At 44.8% G+C, this 20,529-nt stretch carries 26 protein-coding genes; 2 read left to right on the top strand and 24 right to left on the bottom strand.

All coding sequences use genetic code 11. The features are described 5' to 3' along the window. Nucleotides 1-352: 352 nt before the first annotated feature. The 3 genes from FFM70_RS04855 to FFM70_RS04845 form a co-directional block, all read right to left on the bottom strand. A complete protein-coding gene (locus FFM70_RS04855; RefSeq protein WP_137615714.1) occupies nt 353-733 on the bottom strand; it encodes a hypothetical protein in 381 nt (126 codons plus the stop codon). Next, nucleotides 730-1,134, bottom strand: coding sequence for a CvfD/Ygs/GSP13 family RNA-binding post-transcriptional regulator (locus tag FFM70_RS04850; protein ID WP_137615713.1), 405 nt, complete (start codon nt 1,132-1,134; stop codon nt 730-732). The genes FFM70_RS04855 and FFM70_RS04850 overlap by 4 nt, the downstream gene beginning before the upstream one ends. Before the next feature lie 136 nt (nt 1,135-1,270). Beyond that, nucleotides 1,271-1,855, bottom strand: coding sequence for a peptidylprolyl isomerase (locus FFM70_RS04845; RefSeq protein WP_137615712.1), 585 nt, complete (start codon nt 1,853-1,855; stop codon nt 1,271-1,273). 177 nt (nt 1,856-2,032) lie between these two features. On the opposite strand from FFM70_RS04845, the gene FFM70_RS04840 reads away from it, so the two are divergent. Continuing rightward, nucleotides 2,033-2,689 (top strand): VTT domain-containing protein, encoded by a 657-nt coding sequence (locus FFM70_RS04840; protein ID WP_137615711.1) that lies wholly within the window; start codon nt 2,033-2,035, stop codon nt 2,687-2,689. Between the two features lie 41 nt (nt 2,690-2,730). Here the strand turns inward: FFM70_RS04840 and FFM70_RS04835 are convergent, their stop codons facing one another. From FFM70_RS04835 to rbsK, 16 genes are all read right to left on the bottom strand, one after another. After that, nucleotides 2,731-3,372 carry a TIGR01906 family membrane protein gene (locus FFM70_RS04835; RefSeq protein ID WP_137615710.1) on the bottom strand — a complete coding sequence of 214 codons (642 nt, stop codon included), beginning with the start codon at nt 3,370-3,372 and terminating at the stop codon, nt 2,731-2,733. Next, nucleotides 3,356-4,147 (bottom strand): TIGR01457 family HAD-type hydrolase, encoded by a 792-nt coding sequence (locus FFM70_RS04830; RefSeq protein WP_137615709.1) that lies wholly within the window; start codon nt 4,145-4,147, stop codon nt 3,356-3,358. The genes FFM70_RS04835 and FFM70_RS04830 overlap by 17 nt, the downstream gene beginning before the upstream one ends. Nucleotides 4,148-4,161: 14 nt before the next feature. Further along, the gene (locus FFM70_RS04825) at nt 4,162-4,821 is read right to left on the bottom strand and encodes a YutD family protein (protein WP_137615708.1); all 660 of its coding nucleotides are present in this window, start codon (nt 4,819-4,821) and stop codon (nt 4,162-4,164) included. Between the two features lie 15 nt (nt 4,822-4,836). Continuing rightward, entirely contained in the window at nt 4,837-6,225 is a 1,389-nt protein-coding gene (locus FFM70_RS04820; protein ID WP_137615707.1) for a bifunctional metallophosphatase/5'-nucleotidase, read from the bottom strand. A gap of 67 nt (nt 6,226-6,292) precedes the next feature. Then, on the bottom strand, nt 6,293-6,901 hold the full coding sequence (locus tag FFM70_RS04815) for a metallophosphoesterase (protein WP_137615706.1): 609 nt from the start codon (nt 6,899-6,901) through the stop codon (nt 6,293-6,295). A 155-nt stretch (nt 6,902-7,056) separates the two neighbouring features. After that, entirely contained in the window at nt 7,057-8,436 is a 1,380-nt protein-coding gene (locus FFM70_RS04810; RefSeq protein WP_379855969.1) for an amino acid permease, read from the bottom strand. Nucleotides 8,437-8,736: 300 nt separating this feature from the next. Beyond that, the gene (locus FFM70_RS04805) at nt 8,737-9,933 is read right to left on the bottom strand and encodes an acetate/propionate family kinase (RefSeq protein WP_137615705.1); all 1,197 of its coding nucleotides are present in this window, start codon (nt 9,931-9,933) and stop codon (nt 8,737-8,739) included. A 12-nt stretch (nt 9,934-9,945) separates the two neighbouring features. Further along, complete coding sequence (locus FFM70_RS04800) at nt 9,946-10,995, bottom strand: class I SAM-dependent methyltransferase (RefSeq protein ID WP_171002302.1); 1,050 nt, start codon at nt 10,993-10,995, stop codon at nt 9,946-9,948. Between the two features lie 49 nt (nt 10,996-11,044). Beyond that, nucleotides 11,045-11,299: a hypothetical protein gene (locus FFM70_RS04795; protein WP_137615704.1), complete on the bottom strand. Its 255-nt coding sequence runs from the start codon at nt 11,297-11,299 to the stop codon at nt 11,045-11,047. Beyond that, nucleotides 11,280-11,723, bottom strand: coding sequence for a type II secretion system protein (locus FFM70_RS04790; RefSeq protein WP_223877440.1), 444 nt, complete (start codon nt 11,721-11,723; stop codon nt 11,280-11,282). Before FFM70_RS04790 ends, FFM70_RS04795 begins: the two co-directional genes overlap by 20 nt. Beyond that, complete coding sequence (locus tag FFM70_RS04785) at nt 11,716-11,943, bottom strand: hypothetical protein (RefSeq protein ID WP_137615702.1); 228 nt, start codon at nt 11,941-11,943, stop codon at nt 11,716-11,718. The genes FFM70_RS04790 and FFM70_RS04785 overlap by 8 nt, the downstream gene beginning before the upstream one ends. Then, nucleotides 11,918-12,367 (bottom strand): prepilin-type N-terminal cleavage/methylation domain-containing protein, encoded by a 450-nt coding sequence (locus FFM70_RS04780; RefSeq protein WP_171002299.1) that lies wholly within the window; start codon nt 12,365-12,367, stop codon nt 11,918-11,920. The genes FFM70_RS04785 and FFM70_RS04780 overlap by 26 nt, the downstream gene beginning before the upstream one ends. Before the next feature lie 5 nt (nt 12,368-12,372). Next, nucleotides 12,373-12,732 carry a competence type IV pilus major pilin ComGC gene (gene comGC, locus FFM70_RS04775; protein ID WP_137615700.1) on the bottom strand — a complete coding sequence of 120 codons (360 nt, stop codon included), beginning with the start codon at nt 12,730-12,732 and terminating at the stop codon, nt 12,373-12,375. Next, nucleotides 12,729-13,778: a type II secretion system F family protein gene (locus tag FFM70_RS04770; protein ID WP_223877436.1), complete on the bottom strand. Its 1,050-nt coding sequence runs from the start codon at nt 13,776-13,778 to the stop codon at nt 12,729-12,731. The genes comGC and FFM70_RS04770 overlap by 4 nt, the downstream gene beginning before the upstream one ends. Further along, the gene (comGA, locus tag FFM70_RS04765; RefSeq protein ID WP_137615699.1) at nt 13,714-14,694 is read right to left on the bottom strand and encodes a competence type IV pilus ATPase ComGA; all 981 of its coding nucleotides are present in this window, start codon (nt 14,692-14,694) and stop codon (nt 13,714-13,716) included. Before comGA ends, FFM70_RS04770 begins: the two co-directional genes overlap by 65 nt. A 110-nt stretch (nt 14,695-14,804) precedes the next feature. Continuing rightward, complete coding sequence (gene rbsK, locus FFM70_RS04760) at nt 14,805-15,725, bottom strand: ribokinase (protein WP_137615698.1); 921 nt, start codon at nt 15,723-15,725, stop codon at nt 14,805-14,807. 391 nt (nt 15,726-16,116) lie between these two features. Here rbsK and FFM70_RS04755 point away from each other — a divergent pair, with 391 nt between their 5' ends. Further along, the gene (locus FFM70_RS04755; RefSeq protein WP_137615697.1) at nt 16,117-16,854 is read left to right on the top strand and encodes a YebC/PmpR family DNA-binding transcriptional regulator; all 738 of its coding nucleotides are present in this window, start codon (nt 16,117-16,119) and stop codon (nt 16,852-16,854) included. Nucleotides 16,855-16,929: 75 nt separating this feature from the next. Here the strand turns inward: FFM70_RS04755 and FFM70_RS04750 are convergent, their stop codons facing one another. The 5 genes from FFM70_RS04750 to ccpA form a co-directional block, all read right to left on the bottom strand. Continuing rightward, nucleotides 16,930-17,190 (bottom strand): hypothetical protein, encoded by a 261-nt coding sequence (locus FFM70_RS04750; protein WP_137615696.1) that lies wholly within the window; start codon nt 17,188-17,190, stop codon nt 16,930-16,932. Then, complete coding sequence (locus FFM70_RS04745) at nt 17,183-17,812, bottom strand: hypothetical protein (protein ID WP_137615695.1); 630 nt, start codon at nt 17,810-17,812, stop codon at nt 17,183-17,185. The genes FFM70_RS04750 and FFM70_RS04745 overlap by 8 nt, the downstream gene beginning before the upstream one ends. A gap of 102 nt (nt 17,813-17,914) precedes the next feature. Beyond that, nucleotides 17,915-18,235, bottom strand: a complete 321-nt coding sequence (locus FFM70_RS04740; RefSeq protein ID WP_137615694.1) for a DsrE family protein — start codon at nt 18,233-18,235, stop codon at nt 17,915-17,917. Between the two features lie 5 nt (nt 18,236-18,240). Then, nucleotides 18,241-19,101, bottom strand: a complete 861-nt coding sequence (locus FFM70_RS04735) for a TIM barrel protein (RefSeq protein WP_171002298.1) — start codon at nt 19,099-19,101, stop codon at nt 18,241-18,243. 245 nt (nt 19,102-19,346) lie between these two features. Continuing rightward, entirely contained in the window at nt 19,347-20,357 is a 1,011-nt protein-coding gene (gene ccpA, locus FFM70_RS04730; protein ID WP_137615693.1) for a catabolite control protein A, read from the bottom strand. Nucleotides 20,358-20,529: the final 172 nt, after the last annotated feature.

The following is a 20,529-nucleotide window of genomic DNA, read 5'->3' as shown; positions in this document are numbered from 1 at the left end:
CTCATTTAAAAAGTTGGTTCAAATTTATTAATTGTTTTCACGAATTGACTTCGCAAATGTTTTGCTAACAATCTCGAGGATTGCTAGACCCTACACATTTGATTTGTCGAAACTTTGTTCAGTTTTCAAAGGTCTAATTTGTTGGCTGATTGCCTCAACACAACTATTACATAATATCATCACATCTTTTATGTGTCAACAACTTTTTTAAGAAGTTGAATATTTATACAATCAAGATAATTTTGATTTATGTGGTACAAACGTCGTCGAGCAGCTGTTTAACAACTATCTCTCGCAGCGACAAGATATATCTTATCAAGAATTAGTATGCAGGTCAACCCTTTATTTGAATTTATTTTGATAAATTTTCAAATGACGGAATCGTATTGACCTTAACACTCTCAAATAAGCCATGTAGCTCACGTGCGGGGACAAAGACTAACCCGTGTTGACGGCAAGACTCGCGAATCGCCGCGTCAATTTTTAAATGGTTAAAAACGAATAACGACACATTTTCCGTGCCACTCTGCGCGACAACTGAATCATATAAACGTAATTGATCAACATCGATACCAACAACATGCCGCAATTGCCATAAAACAGAAGCTAACGGCGTCTGATTCTCTAACACTGACAAGTTGTAAAACTTGTACTGGCCGGCTACTTGTTGCACTAAGAAACTCGTCCCTGCATCTTCAGGGTTAATAATCGTACCTGCAACGCGTTTTGTCATGACTTAGCCTCTTCCTTCAAACGATTCAGTGAATCATCAATCCAACCATCTAAATTTTTTGCAATCGGGGCAAAGCCCGCATGAACATGTCGGTTAGTCCAAAAATGCTTGTGACGAAATGTTTTATAGATTTCAAGATCACTAGTCGTCCGATGTGGTTCACTCTCGACACACCGTAAAGACAAACTGATTTTACCGGTATATTCATCAATATCCAAAATAACCACGTCAACCGACTGACCAACTTTCAAATAGTCACTAATACTTTTAACATAGCCTTCATGACATTCCGAGATATGAATCAAGCCTTGATGGTCAGCATCCAACGTAACAAATGCCCCATACGGTTGAATACCAGTCACTTGACCATGAACTTGCATCCCAATACGATAATTGCTCATCAAACCAGTCCTCTCATCACTACTTTTCACAATACTAGCATAATTATAATCCCAAGTATTATAACCTGAAAGCTTGATAAATCAAAATAACGGTTCAAAAAAAGAACCCGCGTGAGCGAATTCTTCTATATAGAACCTATTCTGAAATCGTAATAGTTTCGATGACCACATCTTTAACTGGTTTGTCTTGCGCACCAGTCGCAACTGCAGCAATTTTATCAACAATGTCCATCCCATCACTGACAGCCCCAAAAACTGTGTGACGGAAATCAAGCCAAGGGGTCCCACCGTTACCATAGGCAGTCACAACTTCTTCTGGATAACCAGCTTTGGTCATCTGATCAGCCATGCCAGCATCTAATTCTGACTTCTGAACAATGAAGAATTGACTTCCATTAGTATTTGGCCCAGCGTTGGCCATTGATAAAGCACCACGCAAGTTAAAGACTTCTGGTGAAAATTCATCTTCGAATTGGTTACCCCAGAGACTTTCGCCACCCATCCCGGTTCCAGTTGGGTCGCCACCTTGAATCATAAAGTCAGGAATCACGCGATGGAAGATAATGCCATCATAGTAACCCTTTTTGGCTAAACCGACGAAGTTTTCGACACTCTTCGGTGCTTGCTTTGGAAATAATTGTACTTTGATATCACCATAGTTGGTTTGAATCGTTGCTTTTGGTCCTTCGACCTGCGATAAATCTAATTGTGGATAAGCCACAAAATCACCCGTTTTCCTATTAGAATAACTTGATGATACAAGAGAATGCCCACAATTGCTAGTAAATCTCTCTCAAATTATTAAGCTTTTGCTGGGGTTTATCTGCCAACAATAGTATTTAGCCGCGTTATCTGGTATGCTATATCAGAAATATTTATAAATACTTTGGAGGTAACCATGAGTTTTTTAGTTGATTTCGTGCTCCATATTGATCAACACTTGGTCACAATCGTCAACAGTTTTGGAATCTGGACGTACTTAATCCTTTTCGCCATCATCTTCATTGAAACTGGTGCCGTAATTTTACCATTTTTACCAGGTGATTCCCTATTGTTTGCAGCCAGTGCCTTAGCTGCTAACTTAACCTATGGCCTACATATCTGGACCTTCGTTATTTTGTTCTTGGTTGCTGCGCTAGCTGGTGACTCACTCAACTTTTTGATTGGGCATTCCCTCGGTGAGGCCTTGACGCGAACATCCTGGTTTGGTCGGCTCATCAATCAGAAACAATTAGCCAAATCGGAAAAGTTTTTCGAAAAGCACGGTGGCATTACCGTCACGATTGCACGCTTCATGCCGATCATTCGGACCTTTGTTCCCTTTGTGGCTGCTAGCAGTCGCATGGAATATCGCCAATTCATCCGTTACAATGTGATCGGTTGTGTCTTATGGGTCGCACTTTGCTGCGGTGGCGGTTACTTCTTCGGTAATATTCCATTCGTCAAAGAACACTTCTCACTCGTCGTCCTTGGAATCATCGTTGTCTCCTTGATCCCAGCAATTCTCTCGGCCGTGAAAGCCCGTTTCAGTCACACTCCTGAAAGCGAAGATTAATAAAAAATGCGTGTCACCTGTAAAAAGGATGACACGCATTTTTATTTAAGCTCGTTTAAAGCCTGCTTGCCGACTGACAAGTAATAGGCAAATGACCACTCCAAAATCACGAAAGCTAACACAAAACACTGTCCGAAAAAGGTATCCGGTAAGACGATGATGATTCGATCAAATAATGGGTCAAACAACCAGTCTGAGTTACGGAACAAAATCTTGTGAAAGAAAACAAAAAATTGATCAAAGTTGACCGCCATCACTGCCGCAATCAACGGTGGGACCCACAACGCCGTTTGCATCGGTAACACAAACCGCCATAATTGACGGTCCCGCTTCAATCGACGCCATAAATAGTAAGTCGTCACACCAGTCACAATGAAGACCGCGTAATCAAGCAAAAATAGATTCTTGACGTCTGCAAAATGGACTAGTGCACTCGGTGAGTCTGTAAAATCCCGCATTTGGAGTTTGCGGACCCACGGAAAGTTTAAATAAGCCAACAATTGAAAATAGTTGGTCATTAACCGTCCTGTCGACAAATTGACGAGGTGACCTAGATGCTGCCAGCGGGCATTAAAGTAGTACAACCACGTGGCATTGATCGTCAAAACAATGGTCCCGCTAAGTAACCACAAGTATAGTCCGAGCCATTGTAACCACTGCTTAACCTTATTTAGCCACGCCATCTTCTAAGTCCCATTCATCTAATGAATTGACTTCATTGGTTGGTTTAATCGCTTGTTTAGCGACCAGTTCAGGAGTCGAGACCCCGGTATAAACCAATAATGAATCCATATCAAAATTAATTGCTGCCGAGATGTCCGTCATATAGTTGTCCCCAACCATGACACAATCTTGCTTATCTAAGCCAATACGATCAATGGCCTTTTGCATGATGATTGTTTCCGGCTTACCGACATAAGTCGCCCGTTGTTGAGTCGCCCGTTCGACCATCGCAATCACTGAACCAGCCCCAGGCACTAAGCCTCGTTCGTTTGGTAGGTTCGTATCAGCGTTGGTCCCAATAAACTTCGCGCCCCGTTTGATAGCCAACGTCGCCAATTCAAACTTATGGTAAGTCACATCATAGTCTAAGCCGACAATGACAAACCGCGGCGTCTTTTCCTCAAAATGGAACCCTTTTTCAAGCATGGCTCCTTTGAGACCTAGTTCACCAATCACATACATCGTCTTGTCGCCTTGACCTGCCAAATCATTCACGTAATCGGCTGTCGCTAGTGCCGCAGTATAAACATTAGCTGGACTCACATGAATATCATGATTATCCGCCAAGTTCGCCGCGACATCTTCTGGTGACTTAGTCGTATTATTCGTCACTAACAAAAAGTCCGTCTGGGTTGCTTGTAACCGTTCGATAAACCGTTTTGCAGCCGGGATACGTTCACTCCCACGATAGACGGTCCCATCTAAATCAATTAAATATCCCTTGTACTTACTCAATCTCAAAATCCTCTCTACTTCTGGCGAATGGTAAAATGCCGTTTACCGTTCGCTGGTTTACTCGTTCGCGCTTGCTGACCACTACCAGCGTTAACTTTAGCTGGCTGTTGTCGTTTCTCACTGAATGGTGCTGCCTTTTGCTTGGTCGTGAATGATTTATTCCGACGCCGCTGTTTCAATTTACTACTATTACGGTTGCTTCGACTACGCGATTGTGTTGAACGACCATTATTGTTGGCCGACCCGTTAGTCCCGTTGCCCCGTTTACCGCGCCGATCATCCTTACGCGCATGACTGGTTCGTTTTGGCTTAATGACCCGTTCATTCTTCAAAATGAAATATGCGCAACCAAAATTACAGTATTCATACAAATAATCCTGGACTGTGCCAATCGTTTGGGCACGCTGAACGTCCTTGGTGTCGTCCTTATAGAACCCTTTCAAGCGGAGTTGCTCGAACCCCCAGTCACCAACCAAATAGTCATACTTATTCAAAATAGTGCTGTAGCGTTCAGTAAATTTATCTAAATCGAAAGCCTCATGATAATCCAAAACAATCTCAAACGGATGCTTATTAACTTCAATGTGCGTTTTATCCGTCCGAATGCCCTGATAGAGACTCTGACGTCGTTCGGCCTGCTGAGCGGCCAGTTCATCGATGTGATCGCGATTCAAATCGACACCACCTTCCTATCCTTGATGTGGATATTGCGTAGCAAGGTAATCCCCCACTACTGTTCTTAAAAATGCTTTAAATAATATCTCGGTTTGACCACTAATGTTTAGTGTTGGGAAAAATGGAATAAATAAATGATGATCCAACAGCGCAATTTGATACGTCGCTGTCATATCGACAGGTTCCTCATTCACAAGCAGTGTCTTGGTGTCAGCTTGCCATTTAAGCCCTTGGTATTGAATATAGCCGAAAACTTGACCCCGGAAACCCATCCCATGAATCTGAAATTTATTCAAGAAAGGTCGCGCCAATTCCATTTCATAAACCAGGCGCCAGAGATCTTGACCGGTCAGACTGACGCGAATCACATGCATGGCGTGCGGTAGCATCGTATGCAAATCATTCAAATTGACATCGCCAGCGGGCAAATCACGCATAAACAAGCCACCATTTAACATCCCGAGATCAGTCCCGGCATAACTGGTGATGGCCTTCAATCCCAAGGCCGTCAACGCACTGGCATGGTGCCAATGCGGCTGTAACTGTTGTGGCACGGTGGCAATCACCTGTTGAGCCAGTAACTGCTCACCCTGCTGTTGCCAACCTGCAATCTCAGCGGCATCCGTCGCATCAACTGGTAATGTTTTCGTCGCCACCGTTTGTGCCTGACCAGCAGTTACATGGTGCGCAGCGTCTAACGTTAGGTTGATTTGGCCGACATATTCACCATACTTGCCGGCCGCAGCCACTAATACTCCATGGTCTTGCTCACCATTTACTAATAAATGATGGGTATGGCTACCGATAATAACATCAATCGAAGGGTAGTGTTTAGCTAACCAACGATCAACAGTGATGCCTAGATGCGACATCACGACGAGCACATCATATTGGCCCGCGTATTGCGCTAATAATTGTGGTAACCGCACCTTAACACTGGTCGGTGTCCACCCATTCAACGGATACGTCAACGTAAATGGTGCCGTGAAAGCTAACAGTAAGACCCGAGTCCCCTGTGCAGTCGTGATGACCTTCGCTGGTTTGGCCCAGGTCGGTTGACTGTCGTGCTGCGTCTCTGTCAAATTATCGAGAATCACCTCAAAATTGGCATGCGCGTATAACCGATCCAATTCAGCGTGTGTCAGCCCTAAGCCTTCATTATTACCAATCGTCACCGCATCGTAGCCAACTTGATTTAACAATTGCACATTGGCTTGCCCCCGCGTCGCCTCAGACAACGGATGAGCACGATCGACCGCGTCACCCAGATCCACGGTCAACACTGTCTGACCAGCGGCTTGTTGAAACCGCCGCTGATCCGCCAAATACCGCCGAATTCGCGGCCAGTTTTCAAAATGCGAATGTAAATCATTCGTATGTAGAATCGTGATCTGTTCACTCATTGGTCGTCGCCTCTCACTAATTATCTTCGTTAATCCTAAAGCATTCCCGGAAGCCGGTCAAGCTCACTTACTGTCGCTTGGCAAAATCAATCGCCTTACCTGTCACCATTTGTTCAATTTCAGCTAAGGAAAATGGTGCCCCGAACGGTACTTGATGATCCAAATAGTCGGTTTCAGGGGTATCAACGCCGACATTAATGTCTTCCTTAATGTTCACGGCATAATGGTGAATGTGACCATGCAAATTAATGATCTGTTTGACGATACCCATCATCATCGGATAATGGGTCATGTAATATTGCCGGTGATCATACTTGATCAATACCCCCACGTCATGAAACTCAAATTTAGGTTGCCCATTGAGTTGTGGGTCATGAGCGGCCAAATATTTGAAAAAGGCGCGAGAATCATGATTTCCTTTAATGAAGATAATTTTACCATGTAATTGCACCAAAATAGCCAACACCCGTTCATAAGATAGTTTGGCTGGGCGTGTGAAGTACAAAGCCACGTCCCCCAAGTGATAAACCGTGTCTTGATCAGTGACGCGCGCATTCCAGTGGTCGATGATCGCTTGATTCATCGTTTCAACGTCTGGAAATAGCCGGGGTGCAAAATCATTTTGCCCTAATAAATCAGCATGGTAAAAATGTGTATCTGAAGTAAAATATTGCATAAAATTCCCTCGATTTCGAAAACTCTCACATTAAGTTTAATTGTACCGCTTCAAACGCGAAAGCGCACCGGAACAGTTTAGGGGCGCCACTAACGCCAAAAATGATCGCTAATCACTCTGACACAAGTAATTAGCGACCATCTAATGGTTAGCTTTTAGTGACTACCGATATGCATCCGGTCATTCACAATTTTAATGACATACAAAACGACTAACCAAATGAGTGACGCAATCAGGGCAATCAACGTTTCTGATTTCAAACATAATACGATCGTGATAAACCCGAGAAAGGCCAAAATCAGATAATCGGACAGCGGGAAAAACGGCATTCTGAATTTTTTAGACGGCTGTTTACCAACCTTTTTCCGATACGCGAGATGGGCCAAAACAATTGCGCCCCAGATAAAGATAAAACAGGTCGTCGACACACTCGCAATGAGTGAGAAGACCTTACCGGGCATGAGCAAATTCAGCAACACCGCTAACCCAATCACTAACGTAGAAAACCAAAGCGCATTCCGTGGCACTTGGCTCGGTGAGAGTTGTCCCATCCGACGAGCAAACTTACTCTTGCCGCCATACGTCAACGAGAATAACATCCGTCCCGTACTAAATAACGCACTATTGCAAGAAGAAGCCGCCGCCGTTAAGACCACAAAGTTAATGATGGCCGCTGCTGAAGTCACTCCCAAGTTCGTAAAGACTTGGACAAAAGGACTGTGGGCTTCTGAAAAATAGCGCCATGGATACATCGCCATTAAGAAAAAGAGCGACCCAACATAAAATAAAATGATTCGAATGGGAATATTGTCGATTGCCTTAGGAATTACTGTCTTCGGATCTTCGGTTTCTGAAGCAGTCATGCCGACCATTTCAATCCCAATGAAGCTAAAAAGGACCATTTGAAACGACAGGACAAAGCCCTTCATCCCATGCGGTAAAAAGCCACCGTAATTGACCAAATTGCCGAGACCGGCATGGCCAACCGGTGTTTTAACACTAAAGACCACCATCACGATACCGACAACAATTAAGGCGACAATCGCCACAATTTTAATAATCGCAAACCAAAACTCAGTTTCCCCAAAAGCCGAGACATTGACAGAGTTTAACGCGAGCAACAAGATCAGAATAATGACACCGGGAATCCACTGTGGCAGTTTTGGAAACCAAAATTGCATGTATTCCCCCACTGCGGTAATTTCAGCCATTGCAATGGTGATCCAGCAGACCCAGTAAGTCCAACCAGCAACAAAGCCGGTTTTCTCGCCCAAATATTGCTTAATAAAATCAATATATGAATGCGTATTTAAATCTGATAACAGTAATTCACCTAACGCCCGCATCAATAAGAAACAAACTAGCCCAGTCACCAAATACGCAATTAGGATCGATGGGCCAGCCAAGTGGATGGATTGACCAGCCCCTAAAAAGAGACCAGTCCCAATCGTGCCGCCAATCGCAATTAATTGCACATGACGACTTTTTAGCCCGCGAGAAAGTTGTTCATTCTCCGGTTGTTGACTTGCTTTCATAATATCAGCACTCCCCTTAAAGCTTATTATACGGGTCAAATTAGTGGCATTCAAAAGGGCACGCTTTTGGTTTTTGACAGATTGGTCTATGCCAAAAGTAAGTTGTGGGCAAGGAAGACCGGTTTAATCAGGTTCGTTGAGTCCCTCATAGCGCGATTGGTAGCGGATTATGATTTTATCAGTTTACAAACTAATCAACATGAATGACATGAAGCCAAGACAAGGTAAGATGAATAATTTTCAATCAAGTCTCAAAAAAGCGCGTGTCTAAGGGAGCTTAGACACGCGTTAAGGCTTGATTTAATGATCTGGATGACCGACCCGCTCAACATCACGGGCAATCATCAATTCTTCATCCGTGGGAATTAAAATCGTGCGAATTTTGGCTGTTTCCGTGCTCAAATCACGCTCGACCCCACTGACTTGGTTCTTATGTGGGTCAATCTCGACCCCAAAGTAACTTAATTTATCAGCAATACGTTGTCGCATCTTAGCATCGCGTTCACCAATCCCAGCCGTAATCACGATGGCATCTGCGCCTTGCATCTCAGCCAAGTAAGCCCCGATATACTTCACGATTCGATTCACAAAAATATCGATTGCTAGCTGGGCCATTTTATCATGGTCACAGCGGGCTTCCAGCTCTTGCATATCCGCAGAACCAGCAATTCCTAGTAAACCAGACTTAGTGTTCAAAATTTTGAGCATCTCATCTGGATCACTGATATTTAGTTTCTTCATTAGAAACGCCATCAGTGACGGATCAAGATCACCAGAACGTGTCGCCATGGTAATCCCAGCCAACGGCGTGAAGCCCATCGAAGTATCTAAACTTCGTCCGTTTTGAATCGCTGTAATAGAACTCCCCGCACCAAGGTGTAAGGTAATCAGTCGCAATGACGACAATGGTTTACCCATTAGTTTTGCGGCCCGACCGGCAACGTATCGATGACTCGTCCCATGGGCACCAAATTTTCGGGCACCATACTTTTCATAGTATTCATATGGCAACGAATAAAGATAGTTCACCGCCGGCATGCTCGTGTGGAAGGACGTGTCGAACACGGCCACCGCAGGCACATTCGGCAAGATCCGTTTAAAGGCTCGAATGCCCACCGCATTGGCTGGATTATGCAAGGGTGCATATTCAGCCAAGTCTTCAATCTGATGTAAGACTTTGTCAGTAATCAGTACTGAATCCTTGAAAATCTCACCACCAGCTACGACGCGATGACCAATACCCGTGATTTCATCGTAAGTTTCAATGATATGCAGCTTGATCAATTCATCTAAGATGATATTTACGGCGGTCAGATGATCTGGCACAAACTCGGTCTCACGATACTTGTGATCTAAGCCGTACCGAATATGCACGGGTGATTCATCCAAACCAATCCGTTCAATCGCACCACTCGCAATCACCTGCTCCTGTGGCATTTCAAATAATTTAAACTTTAAAGTCGAACTGCCAGCGTTAATAGCAATTGTCTTCCCCATCAAGACTCACTCCTAGCGAATAATATTTTGACCAACCCACGCATCAATCTGCGCTGTGAAAGCTTCAAAGGCCCGCGTGTCTTCAAACGACGGGAACTCGCCTAACAATACTTTACCCGCTTGTTGGGCTTTGCCGCCACGTTTTTGTAAGACAACGACCGATTTACGTGACTTCTCATCTAAGAATAAATTCGTTGGCAAGTTTAATAAACCTTGCAAATATGCTGCTGAACTCATCCATTTGAGTAAGCCTTGTGCTTCCTGTGATTGGAAAATATTGGTTGGTACGAGGAACACGCCCCAGCCACCTGGTTGCAACTGTGACATCGCTTGTTCCATCAATAAATGATGGACGTAAGAATGTCCGTTAGTGGCTTTGGTCTTAAAGTTTTGAACCCGTGCGTCCAGTGGATAGTAGCCAACTGGTAAGTCGCCGATCGCAATAGTCGTTTTCGGCATGACTAACGGATCAATGGCGTCTTGATGGAAAAGTTCAACTTTTGAGCGTTGCAGTTCCATGCTCATCGCGGCGATGGCTAACTGATTGTCATCGTTATCCACGCCATAGCCTTGAATCGCGGTCTGACGCGTTGGCTGTAATTGGTTCATCACCGTGGTCAATAAATTACCCGTCCCGACGGCAATGTCTAGGATTGACAATTGCTCATCTGGACCAATTAGCTTGGCCACCAAGTACGCCGTCAACAATCCAATGGAGTCAGGGGTCATTTGATGGTTCGGATCAACACGGTCGTTATGAATCGCCTTAAGCAAGGCTAACTGTAATGCACGCCGAATCGTTTCAGCATCTAGGTTAGACAAAGTCACTGACTGATATAATGCAGTCAGCTTCGTCACACTAGCTTCATCCGGTTGCCCATTTTCCACTTGGACCGTTTCACCGAGCAAATTATCCCCGGTTTCAATTAACGCATCCACGTACGAGACCGATAGTTGTTGCATTAAAATACTGACTGATTGATCTAAGACTTTAAATAGTGTTTCAGTTTCTGCTTGTGCCAGAATGCTCACCTCTTCGAAAATTCTTGAATCCTTTCCCATCTTACCGATTTTTAGGAAGGACTTCAAGCCGAAACCCCGTGAACACGCTTTAAAGGTCCTTTTTATTGACCGGCACAGACTGCGCAGCAACTGGCGGCTTAGCTGGTTGTTTGGCCGGTTTACCACGCTGGCTTGTGTTATTTTGCACAGGTACTTGAGTTGGTGGTTTCCGGTATTCAATCAACATATACCGATAAAGTTCTTGTCGTTGGACGAAATTGTGATACCGAAAACTTTCGAAAGCCCCAAAAATGAGTAAAAATGCCATGACTGACAAGAGGATACTACCGCGTCGGCGCAACATAAGCACCTCCTACTGACTGTGGCAACAGCAAACGCGATTGGAAAACCTCGCCCGTGTCTAATTTGATCGTCAACTGTTGGTCCCGCGTCACTTTGAAATTCTGAACGTGGTCCATCAAAAAAATCCGGCTGTTACCGACCAGCAACCAGAGCGTATTGCTCTTTTTAGGTGTCCAAACTAACGTGTATTCTTTCTTGAATGCATTGCGCATCACAACACCACGTTCGGATACCCCGTATACCGAGAACTGATGGGCCGGGTTCTCTAATTCATGTAACATCAAATACCATTGAACGGCGGGTATCGGCCGATGGGCATTCGCCATCAGTTGTCGTTGTCCACGAATCATGACATTGCCAATAATGAGTAACACACTCAAGGCCAACACCACCTCAATTAACGTAAAACCACGCCGCCTATGCATCCGCAGATAACGGTCGTAAGTTGAACTGCGATAATCGGGCTTGTTCATAGGCTTTCCGGGCTTGTTTGATTCGACGAACCTGAGCACGGTCATGCTGCACCATCATGGTTTCAGTGCCAATTCCTAAACTGACACCCGCCGACAGAAGCACTAGTGCCACCATGGTTTCTGCCATGATGAACCCGGATTGTTGATTAAGCAGGGACATCTTCAAGTTCATAACCTCCCCACCCCATCTTGATAGATAATTTATACAACAGTTTTGGCCGGAGTGTTGACTGATAGTAAACTGCCGCCAGCGTGGGGTGCCCATTTTTAGTAATACGGACCTCGGCTGTGCTGTGGCGATTAGCCAAATGTAAAGTCGCCGGTAAAGCCAAGTGCACCGTTGCCGGACCACCGCCCTGTTTTAATGGCGCAAAAACAACTTCTCGCGAATTAAACTGAACCAGTTGCTGATGATCGTAGGCACTTGCGACGAAGACCCGTGTTTGCCACAGCGTTGCATACTTTTGCCAAAATACGGTTTCATCATCAGCCGGTGGGCGTGTGGACGGAAACCGATAGACCGCAATGACTGACATCGAGGCTAAGAGCCCTAACGTGACGACCGTTTCAATTAGGGTGAATCCTGACCGACGCACCAGTTCTACTCAGTTTTAGAATCTGGATTGTTGGGGACTGGACGTTGCAGCTCAACACCGTCACGTTTGGCTTGATCGTATTGTGCTGGCGTCAAGTAATGATAAGTTTTTAAATTGTCCAGTGATGCTGCTGGGTCCTTAGGATGATCAGCCGCATCATTCTGATACATTTCTGCTTGATTGTAGACGACTTCTTGCAAGGCTTCCCGTTGGTGTTTACTTGCGTTTTCACGTTGCTTATTTAAGTTAGGTATCACAATCAACATTAATAATGCGATGATTCCTAACACAATTACCATTTCGATTAAAGTGAATCCGCGGCGTGGTGCAGTGGTCTTTAGCATGATCCGTTTCAGCATTTTCATTTTAAAATCTCCCCCATTGAGTTATACATTGGCAACAAAATATTTAAATAGGTGCCCACGATGACTAACGCAATAATCATGAACATCAACGGTTGAATCCAACTGATCAAACGGTTCAGATCCCGAACTAGACGGCGATACTGTACCGTGGCGAAATAAATCATCTCTTGACTGAGCTGTTCTGCTGGGCTTTCCTTACCCACTAGCAAAATTAATTCATCCGGTAATAGCCGATCAGCTTTAATGATCTCCGCTAATGACTGCCCAGCTAATAACGCTTGTTCTACAAAGTGTCCTTGTTGTTGCAACAGAGACTGTGGTTCAAAATGTGTGCTGACTTCACAGATACCTCGTAATTCCAATCCACCGGCCAATAGCATGCCGGCATTCAATGTTAAATAGTAGCCACAGTAAGTTCGAATCAGCGGTCCGACCAGTGGCAGCCGCGCCAGCCACAAATAGCGGGCCCGGGTCGGTAACTGTTTGAGCCGCCCACCAACGATAATCAGGCCTAGAATCACGATTGTGGTAAAGCTTCCTAACAGTAACTGCCACGAAATGGTTTGTGCAGGAGCCGTTGCCATCGTGCTAAAGTTCGGTAAGATTGCTGTTTTGACCATCACCAACGTCCCAACCAGTAATGCCAACAACACTAACGGATACTGTAAGAGCCGGCGAATCTGTTGCTGCTGGGTAGCTTTAGTCCGCATTAATTGTCCCGCCTGTTGCAGTGTTGTGACCAAGGCGCCATGCTCTTCTGCAATCAACAATTGGTAATATAAATCGACTGCAATGTACGCTTGTAAAGCACTGGCCAAACCAACGCCAGCCTGTAACTGAGTAATGACCGGTGTCAATCCCTTAAATTTTTGACCGTGCACATCCACAATAAAACGCATCGCATCTCGTAATGAAAAACCGTTATCGATTAAATCAGCCAAAGTTTCAAATAAAGTTGCCTGAACGCGAATAGTTAATCGTTTAGTGTTCTTGGTACCGGGCCATCGTCTGAGCCGTGATGCGACCCACGGCATGCTGTTCTTCAAGATGTTCCCCCCATTCGCTTGTCATCATCTGTGTCTTGTCCGCTAACTGTAAGGGCTGTTGCGCCGTAATAATGTCAAAATAGGCTGCTTGACCGCCCGCCGCTAATGGTATCAATCGCTGATAACTCGCAGCTGACAGGGCTTGTTGCAATGTTTCCGGATCCACACCTAACTGTTGTAACCGTGGCACTACTCCATACACGCCACGCGCATGGATCGTACTGAGGACCAAGTGACCGCTTAACGCTGCCTGAACCGCAATCTGGGCCGTTTCCGCGTCCCGTATCTCGCCAATAATGAACACTTCCGGATGATGACGCAGACCGACCTTCAACAAATCGCTGTACGTCATTTGTGCGGCTACATTGACCTGTAACTGTAAAAACTTGGGTTCATAAATTTCCACTGGATCCTCAATCGTCATGACCACCTGTGGCCGTCCTAAATTGCGGACTAAATCGTACATGGTAGACGTTTTGCCCGCCCCCATTGGTCCTGAAAATAGTATCAATCCCGTTTGCTGCATCAACTGCTGGAGTTGCGCGCGTTGCGTGGGAATGAGATATTGCAACGCGGCGCTACGCGATTGGTACAACAAGCGGACCACTAATGACTCACGACCCAGAAAGTCGCCGACGGCTGAAATGCGCAAATTCAACGCTTCTTCGGCGATAACGACCGACATCGCACCTAACTGTGGCCGTCGATGATCACTGATCGCCATATTGCTGCGATACTTGATGTGGTTGATCAATTGTTGCGCCACAGCAGTTTCAAGCGTCATTAGCGTTTGCAATTCACCGGCTGTCTGTAATAAAACTTGATACTCGCTCGCAGCTGGCAACCAGTAAATATCACTGGCTTGCTGATCAACTGCGGCCTGAATGATGGTACTGAGTTGGGCTTCAACCGACACTTTTTCACGCTCCTTTCAGTGATTAGCTCCGCAAGTTGCGCGCAAAAAAGCGACCAAGTTAATCATTAAATTAACTCAGTCGCTGATTATTTTCAGGTTATTTTACGTCACTAGGCGCGTTCCGCAGCCAAAATGGCCGCTTCAGTCGGAATCGAGGGTTGAGCGCCCAATTTTTGAACCGCTAATGATGAGGCCCGATTAGCAAACCGGACCGCTTCGGCCAAATTACTAAAGTCAGTCGTCAACACTGAACTAAGTGCGCCAATGAAAGTATCACCGGCGGCCGTCGTATCCACCGCATTCACTTTGTAGGCAGGTACGAAACCATGTTTCTGTCCCCGCATCCAAAAAGCCCCCTTGCTACCAACAGTGATAATGACATTAGCCACACCAAGCGCTTGGCAAGCTTCTGCAGCTTTAATCATTGAATGCTCATCCGTAACATGCACTCCAGTCAACGTTTCCGTTTCCGTTTCATTTGGAATGATTAGATCCGTCAATTTTAACAAGGCTGCTGGAACTTCAGTCGTTGCCGGCGCCGGATTCAAAATGGTGCGCTTTTTAGCCGCGTGTGCTAATTCAAACGCATGCGTGGTCGTCGCTTGCGGCGTTTCAAACTGGGCAATTAGAAAATCACTCTCAGCAATCGCCGACTGTGCCAAATCAACATCGGCTGGTGTCACTTGTTGGTTCGTCCCACCATCGATCAAAATACGATTTTCACTACTATTGTCCAACATAATGATAGCTGACCCAGTGTCTGCTTCAGAACTATGTTGCACAAACTGATCGTCGACGCCACTGTCAGTGAGTTGCTTGACCATAAAATCACCCGCTTGATCCTGACCCACTTTACCAATAAACGTCGTATGTGCCCCCGCGCGTGCAGCGGCAATCGCTTGATTCGCCCCTTTGCCGCCACCGGCAATACTTTTACCAATTAATGGTAAGGTTTCACCTGGCTTGGGGAAACGTTTGATCCGTAAGATTGTATCCACATTTAAACTGCCTAAAATCGTTACTTTATTCATTCAGATTCGTCCCTTCGAGAACTTGCTAGCCTAATTTTAGCAAACCGCCTCCCTAAGCACCAGCATTCGCGAAATTTATCAGGAAATATTAAAAAAACTTGCTCAATGGTAATTACTTAAAAAAATTTGAGAGTTATCCCACATCCTAATTAGTCATGACTAGCTACTGTTATAATTCACATTGTTAACAACTATTTATGATTCATATAACTCAATTCAGTTGAAGCCAATTTCAGTTTAGGCATGAGTCAATGTTATTACCTAATACGATTCGCGCTAGTCCGCAGTTGCTGGCCGGGTCTAGACCTTGAAATCTCGCGGTTAATTTGATATGATACTAACCGTATGTTTAAACATAAATTTGATAAATAAAAGAAAGAAGGAGTCACACATGTCAGGACATTCAAAATGGCATAACATCCAAGGGCGTAAAAACGCTCAAGATGCAAAACGTGGGAAGATTTTCCAAAAGATCTCTCGTGAATTATTTATGGCTGTAAAAGCCGGGGGTCCTGATCCCGATTCTAACTCGAATCTGCGGTTGATCATGGACAAGGCCAAGGCTGCCAACATGCCTAAAGATAACATCAAACGGGCAGTTGCTAAAGGTAGTGGCTCCGATGCTGCGAACTACGAAGAAGTTACCTACGAAGGCTACGGCCCCGGCGGTATCGCTGTTCTGGTTCACGCATTGACCGACAACAAGAACCGGACTGCTGCAGCAGTTCGTTCTGCCTTCACTCATCATGGCGGTGCATTAGCTGCGACTGGTGCGGTTAGCTATATGTTTGATCGTAAGGGTTACATCGTGATCAATCGGACAGACGACATGGATACTGATGAAGATACGATGCTGATGGATGTTTTAGACGCTGGTGGCGATGATTTACAATCTAGCGACGAAGCCTTTGAAATCTATACAGATCCTAAACAATTAGCCCAAGTTCGTGACGCTTTGGAAGCCAAAGGTTACAATTTGGAAAGCGCCGAATTAACGATGATTCCTGAGACATTGACCGATGTCCCAGAAGACAAGCTCGAAAAATTACAACACATGTTGGAAGAACTCGAAGATAACGACGACGTTGCAGATGTTTACGAAGCCGCTAACTTCCCTGACGAAGACTAGCATGCTAAAAAGCGTGATTGGTGATTCTTAATGAGAATCGTCAACCACGCTTTTTTCATAGCTATGTTAAGTTAGCTACCCGCTAACCGACTTTAATGTCATTATCCGAGCTGTTGTAATTTGGGTTTCAAGCTTACGATCGATTTCTTGATTTGCTGCCTCACTTTTTGGGGGCAGTCGTTTTAAAAAATCACGCAAATCTGCCGGTATTGACTCATCATTTAGTAACTCGATTATCTCGGCATACTCATCCTTATTAGTTACCGACGATACCGAATAATCAGGCATGACCCGTGTTCTCGCTGGTCTTTGAACATTATCTGTCTGTTTAATCATCAATGCCCACCTCCTTTAAAATCTCCAGATATCTGACACTATTAGAAAAACTACTAAAAATCACTTTCATTTCAGTTAACTGTTCGAACTGATTGAGCTGTGTAATCTCTTTACTGATCAAGGTGAGTAGCTGTGGCTTTTCTTCGTCCAACAATTCAGTATCCAAATATTCACACAGCACTGATAACTGATAAAAAGTTTGATAAAATCCAGCATTCACAAAAATATACTCATCTATCTTTTGTGTTGAATACAATTTCGACAATCTTTTAGAAATGCTCATGTGAACGGTCGTATATCGTAGCTGTCGTCGTAAGTCCGTCATGTATTTAATCAATTCTAACTTGCGTTCAAACGCACGAGTACGACGATCAAACTCTTGATTACTGATTGTCCGCTGATGATTATTAACATTCTCGATAAAAGTTTGTCGGGCCAAATTCAATTGCCAGCTCGCAACGCCAATACCGACAACAGTTGCTAAAGCCACCAGTGGATTTAATATAATCATCGTTTGTGTCAGTAGAAAACTCGACTGACTAATCCAAAATTGACTCACCAGCAACAGCCAAAAAGCAAAAACTAACCCTATCAGTCCAAACATGCCTTTATGCTTCTTCACTAACTGACTCCCCCTCCAGATAGTGCATAGCTGAATTATATCATGGTATGAAATAAATATTGGCCTAAAAGCTTCAAATACTAAGATAAAATGTTTTTACTTTCACGGCCGAATATAAGCGGCCCCCTGCCCCTCGAGTTCAACCAGCCGAACGACACCAGATGGCACAACCACAATCTGTGTTCTCAAATCGGTCGTTGCCACATGGTGACTCGTCAAGGCATTTTGACAGGCGTCGACCTCCACTTGGGGATTAGCTGTCATAAACTTGGCCCAACTCGGCGACGTCAACGTTGTAACCGCTGGGCCGTTAATGACCATGAAGATTTCACTGGTCGGTAAATCGGTCAATAAATTTTGAACATTGCTGAACGCCATTTGGACCTTTTCGACGTCATCCACGTGTACCACAATTTTTGCCATCAATCTTAGCCTCGACTTTCTAACATTTTAACTTCCAAATTACGCAAATAATGATAGCTCGCTAGCATATTGGCACAGGATTCATCGACCGCATCAGGTACTTCATAAATCATACTAGCCTTCGGATTCAACACCGGTAACACTTGTTGCCAATCGATCAAGCCGGCGCCCAAAGGTAAGCTGTCGTGCTTTTGCCCTAACGAATCCACTAAATGATAGTGTCGGATCAATGGCTTTAGTCGTTTCAAAGACAACATGGTCAACGCCATATCACCGTGTAGGCCGATAAAGACGTGGCTTAAATCGCAGACTAATGGCAATTGATGCTGAATGATCAATTCATCAAGTTGCGGATCGCCATACATAAAACTGTCCGTAATCCCATTTTCAATCATCACGTGGCCATTTCCTTGATGGACGAGTTCATCTAAACGTGCAAAGACGACCTCACGTGCCTCGTTTAACGATGTATATTCCTGAACTAGTGCTGAGCTTTCACTGCCGCCGTAACCACCGTGAACGAGTAACCGACAATCTTCAGCGGTCACTAATTCTAACAATTGCGCCGTTGAGGATTGTAAAAATTGATAAGCTTCCGGTTGACGGCGTGGGTCCAACAACTGGTCTAAATGGACCCCATGATAGCTCATCGGATGATGGACAACGACATCTTTAGTGATGTTGGTTTTGACAAATTCAATCGCAGTTTTAAGGCGTTTAACCCCGTCAGGTTCAAGATCGGTTGCACTGGTGAAAAATTCAAACGTGGTTGGCCGATATTGTAATCGATCCATCAATTGTGCCGGTTCATCGGATGCTTTTAAGCCCAGCTGAACGATGCCTGGGCGTTTAGGTAAAGTTAACATTTAAGTGATCATTCCTCTCTTGGTCTGGGAGTCTTTTTTGCTATCGCAAGTTGAGTCGCTTTTTGTTTGATAGCCGAAACGCGTTTAGCCAGACTGAGGGTTCCGCTTGCTACGCTAAGATTCCAATGCAAAAAGCGCATTAAAATCTTAGCTAGGCAATGCTCACCCTCAACCCGTCTGGCGAAACGCTCTACAAAAAAAGCCCAGAACCGAAGTCCTGAACCTAGTATAACGCAATAACCGGCCTATTCGACTGGTTTTGTAGACGCGCGACGGACGATACCGTATGGTAAGGTAACCGTCTTTTCATCTAATTCTTTATCATTCATTAACTTAGTTAACATCCGCATTGCCACGGCACCGATATCATACAATGGTTGTGTGATCGAAGTGATGGCTGGACGCGTAATTTGCGTAACGATCGTGTCGTTACTGGTGATTACTTCTAGGTCGTCGGGTACGCTGACACCTGATTCGATGCTGGCATTGATGATTCCGGCGGCCATTTCGTCGTCGCCAACGAATACAGCAGTCGCACCGCTATCTGCAATCACTGGTTGTAACTTCGTCCCAGCATCGTATGAATAACCAGCTTCGTAAACTAACTTGTCGTCATATGGCAACTTTGCTTTGTTCAAAGCACGCTTGTAACCGGTCAAACGGTATTCCGCGTTGATTGATTGTGACAGCGGTCCGAGGGCCAAAGCAATCTTCTTGTGGCCGCGTTGGATCAAGTTTGTGACTGCTTCTTCAACCGCCGCAGCGTAATCGATGTTGACACTTGGCGTATCGCCTTGTGGGTCAACGGTCCCAGCTAAAACAACTGGCGCCTTGGCACGTTTGAATTCAGCACGTAACTTGTCATCAATATGGTTCCCCATGAAAATGACCCCATCAACTTGCTTAGCCATCAACGTGTTCAAAACGTTGACTTCTTGTTCGCCAGCATCGTCGGAGTTCGTCAAAATGATGTTATACTTGTACATCATCGCAATATCATCAATCCCACGTGCTAATGAAGCAAAGTAAATATTGGTGACATCGGGAATAATGACCCCAACCGTCGTCGAACGCTTGCTAGCAAGGCCTCGTGCAACCGCATTGGGACGATAATCAAGACGTTCGATCACTGCCAAGACCTTTTTACGCGTCGCTGGCTTCACATTTGGGTTCCCGTTAACGACTCGTGAAACTGTGGCCATTGAAACCGCCGCTTCACGTGCCACATCATAAATCGTTACTGTTTGTTTTTCCATATAAAATAGCCCTTTCTTACTTGGTATTACTTGTTTTCATTCGTTTTCATACAACATCAACCAATATAGCAAAATTATGGCTTTGATGCAACTTTAGAAAGCTCATGAAATCGCTTTCATGAAAATAATACCGTACTTGTTTTCAAAAAGCAAGATTTTACAACGACTTTTT

It is taken from the genome of Lactiplantibacillus nangangensis, assembly GCF_005405065.1.
GTDB classification, from domain to species: Bacteria; Bacillota; Bacilli; order Lactobacillales; family Lactobacillaceae; genus Lactiplantibacillus; species Lactiplantibacillus nangangensis.
This window is presented reverse-complemented; position numbering and strand designations above follow the sequence as displayed.

Coding starts and splice junctions, on each gene's coding strand:
- FFM70_RS04815 (WP_137615706.1), bottom strand. CDS start 6,901: ATGCAATATTTTACTTCAGATACACATTTTTACCATGCTGATTTATTA.
- FFM70_RS04840 (WP_137615711.1), top strand. CDS start 2,033: ATGAGTTTTTTAGTTGATTTCGTGCTCCATATTGATCAACACTTGGTC.
- FFM70_RS04855 (WP_137615714.1), bottom strand. CDS start 733: ATGACAAAACGCGTTGCAGGTACGATTATTAACCCTGAAGATGCAGGG.
- FFM70_RS04810 (WP_379855969.1), bottom strand. CDS start 8,436: ATGAAAGCAAGTCAACAACCGGAGAATGAACAACTTTCTCGCGGGCTA.
- FFM70_RS04735 (WP_171002298.1), bottom strand. CDS start 19,101: ATGTTAACTTTACCTAAACGCCCAGGCATCGTTCAGCTGGGCTTAAAA.
- FFM70_RS04835 (WP_137615710.1), bottom strand. CDS start 3,372: ATGGCGTGGCTAAATAAGGTTAAGCAGTGGTTACAATGGCTCGGACTA.
- comGC (WP_137615700.1), bottom strand. CDS start 12,732: ATGAAAATGCTGAAACGGATCATGCTAAAGACCACTGCACCACGCCGC.
- FFM70_RS04740 (WP_137615694.1), bottom strand. CDS start 18,235: ATGGCAAAAATTGTGGTACACGTGGATGACGTCGAAAAGGTCCAAATG.
- FFM70_RS04850 (WP_137615713.1), bottom strand. CDS start 1,134: ATGAGCAATTATCGTATTGGGATGCAAGTTCATGGTCAAGTGACTGGT.
- FFM70_RS04820 (WP_137615707.1), bottom strand. CDS start 6,225: ATGAGTGAACAGATCACGATTCTACATACGAATGATTTACATTCGCAT.
- FFM70_RS04790 (WP_223877440.1), bottom strand. CDS start 11,723: ATGCATAGGCGGCGTGGTTTTACGTTAATTGAGGTGGTGTTGGCCTTG.
- ccpA (WP_137615693.1), bottom strand. CDS start 20,357: ATGGAAAAACAAACAGTAACGATTTATGATGTGGCACGTGAAGCGGCG.
- FFM70_RS04750 (WP_137615696.1), bottom strand. CDS start 17,190: ATGATTAAACAGACAGATAATGTTCAAAGACCAGCGAGAACACGGGTC.
- FFM70_RS04795 (WP_137615704.1), bottom strand. CDS start 11,299: ATGTTGCGCCGACGCGGTAGTATCCTCTTGTCAGTCATGGCATTTTTA.
- FFM70_RS04805 (WP_137615705.1), bottom strand. CDS start 9,933: ATGGGGAAGACAATTGCTATTAACGCTGGCAGTTCGACTTTAAAGTTT.
- FFM70_RS04755 (WP_137615697.1), top strand. CDS start 16,117: ATGTCAGGACATTCAAAATGGCATAACATCCAAGGGCGTAAAAACGCT.
- FFM70_RS04800 (WP_171002302.1), bottom strand. CDS start 10,995: ATGGGAAAGGATTCAAGAATTTTCGAAGAGGTGAGCATTCTGGCACAA.
- rbsK (WP_137615698.1), bottom strand. CDS start 15,725: ATGAATAAAGTAACGATTTTAGGCAGTTTAAATGTGGATACAATCTTA.
- FFM70_RS04785 (WP_137615702.1), bottom strand. CDS start 11,943: ATGAACTTGAAGATGTCCCTGCTTAATCAACAATCCGGGTTCATCATG.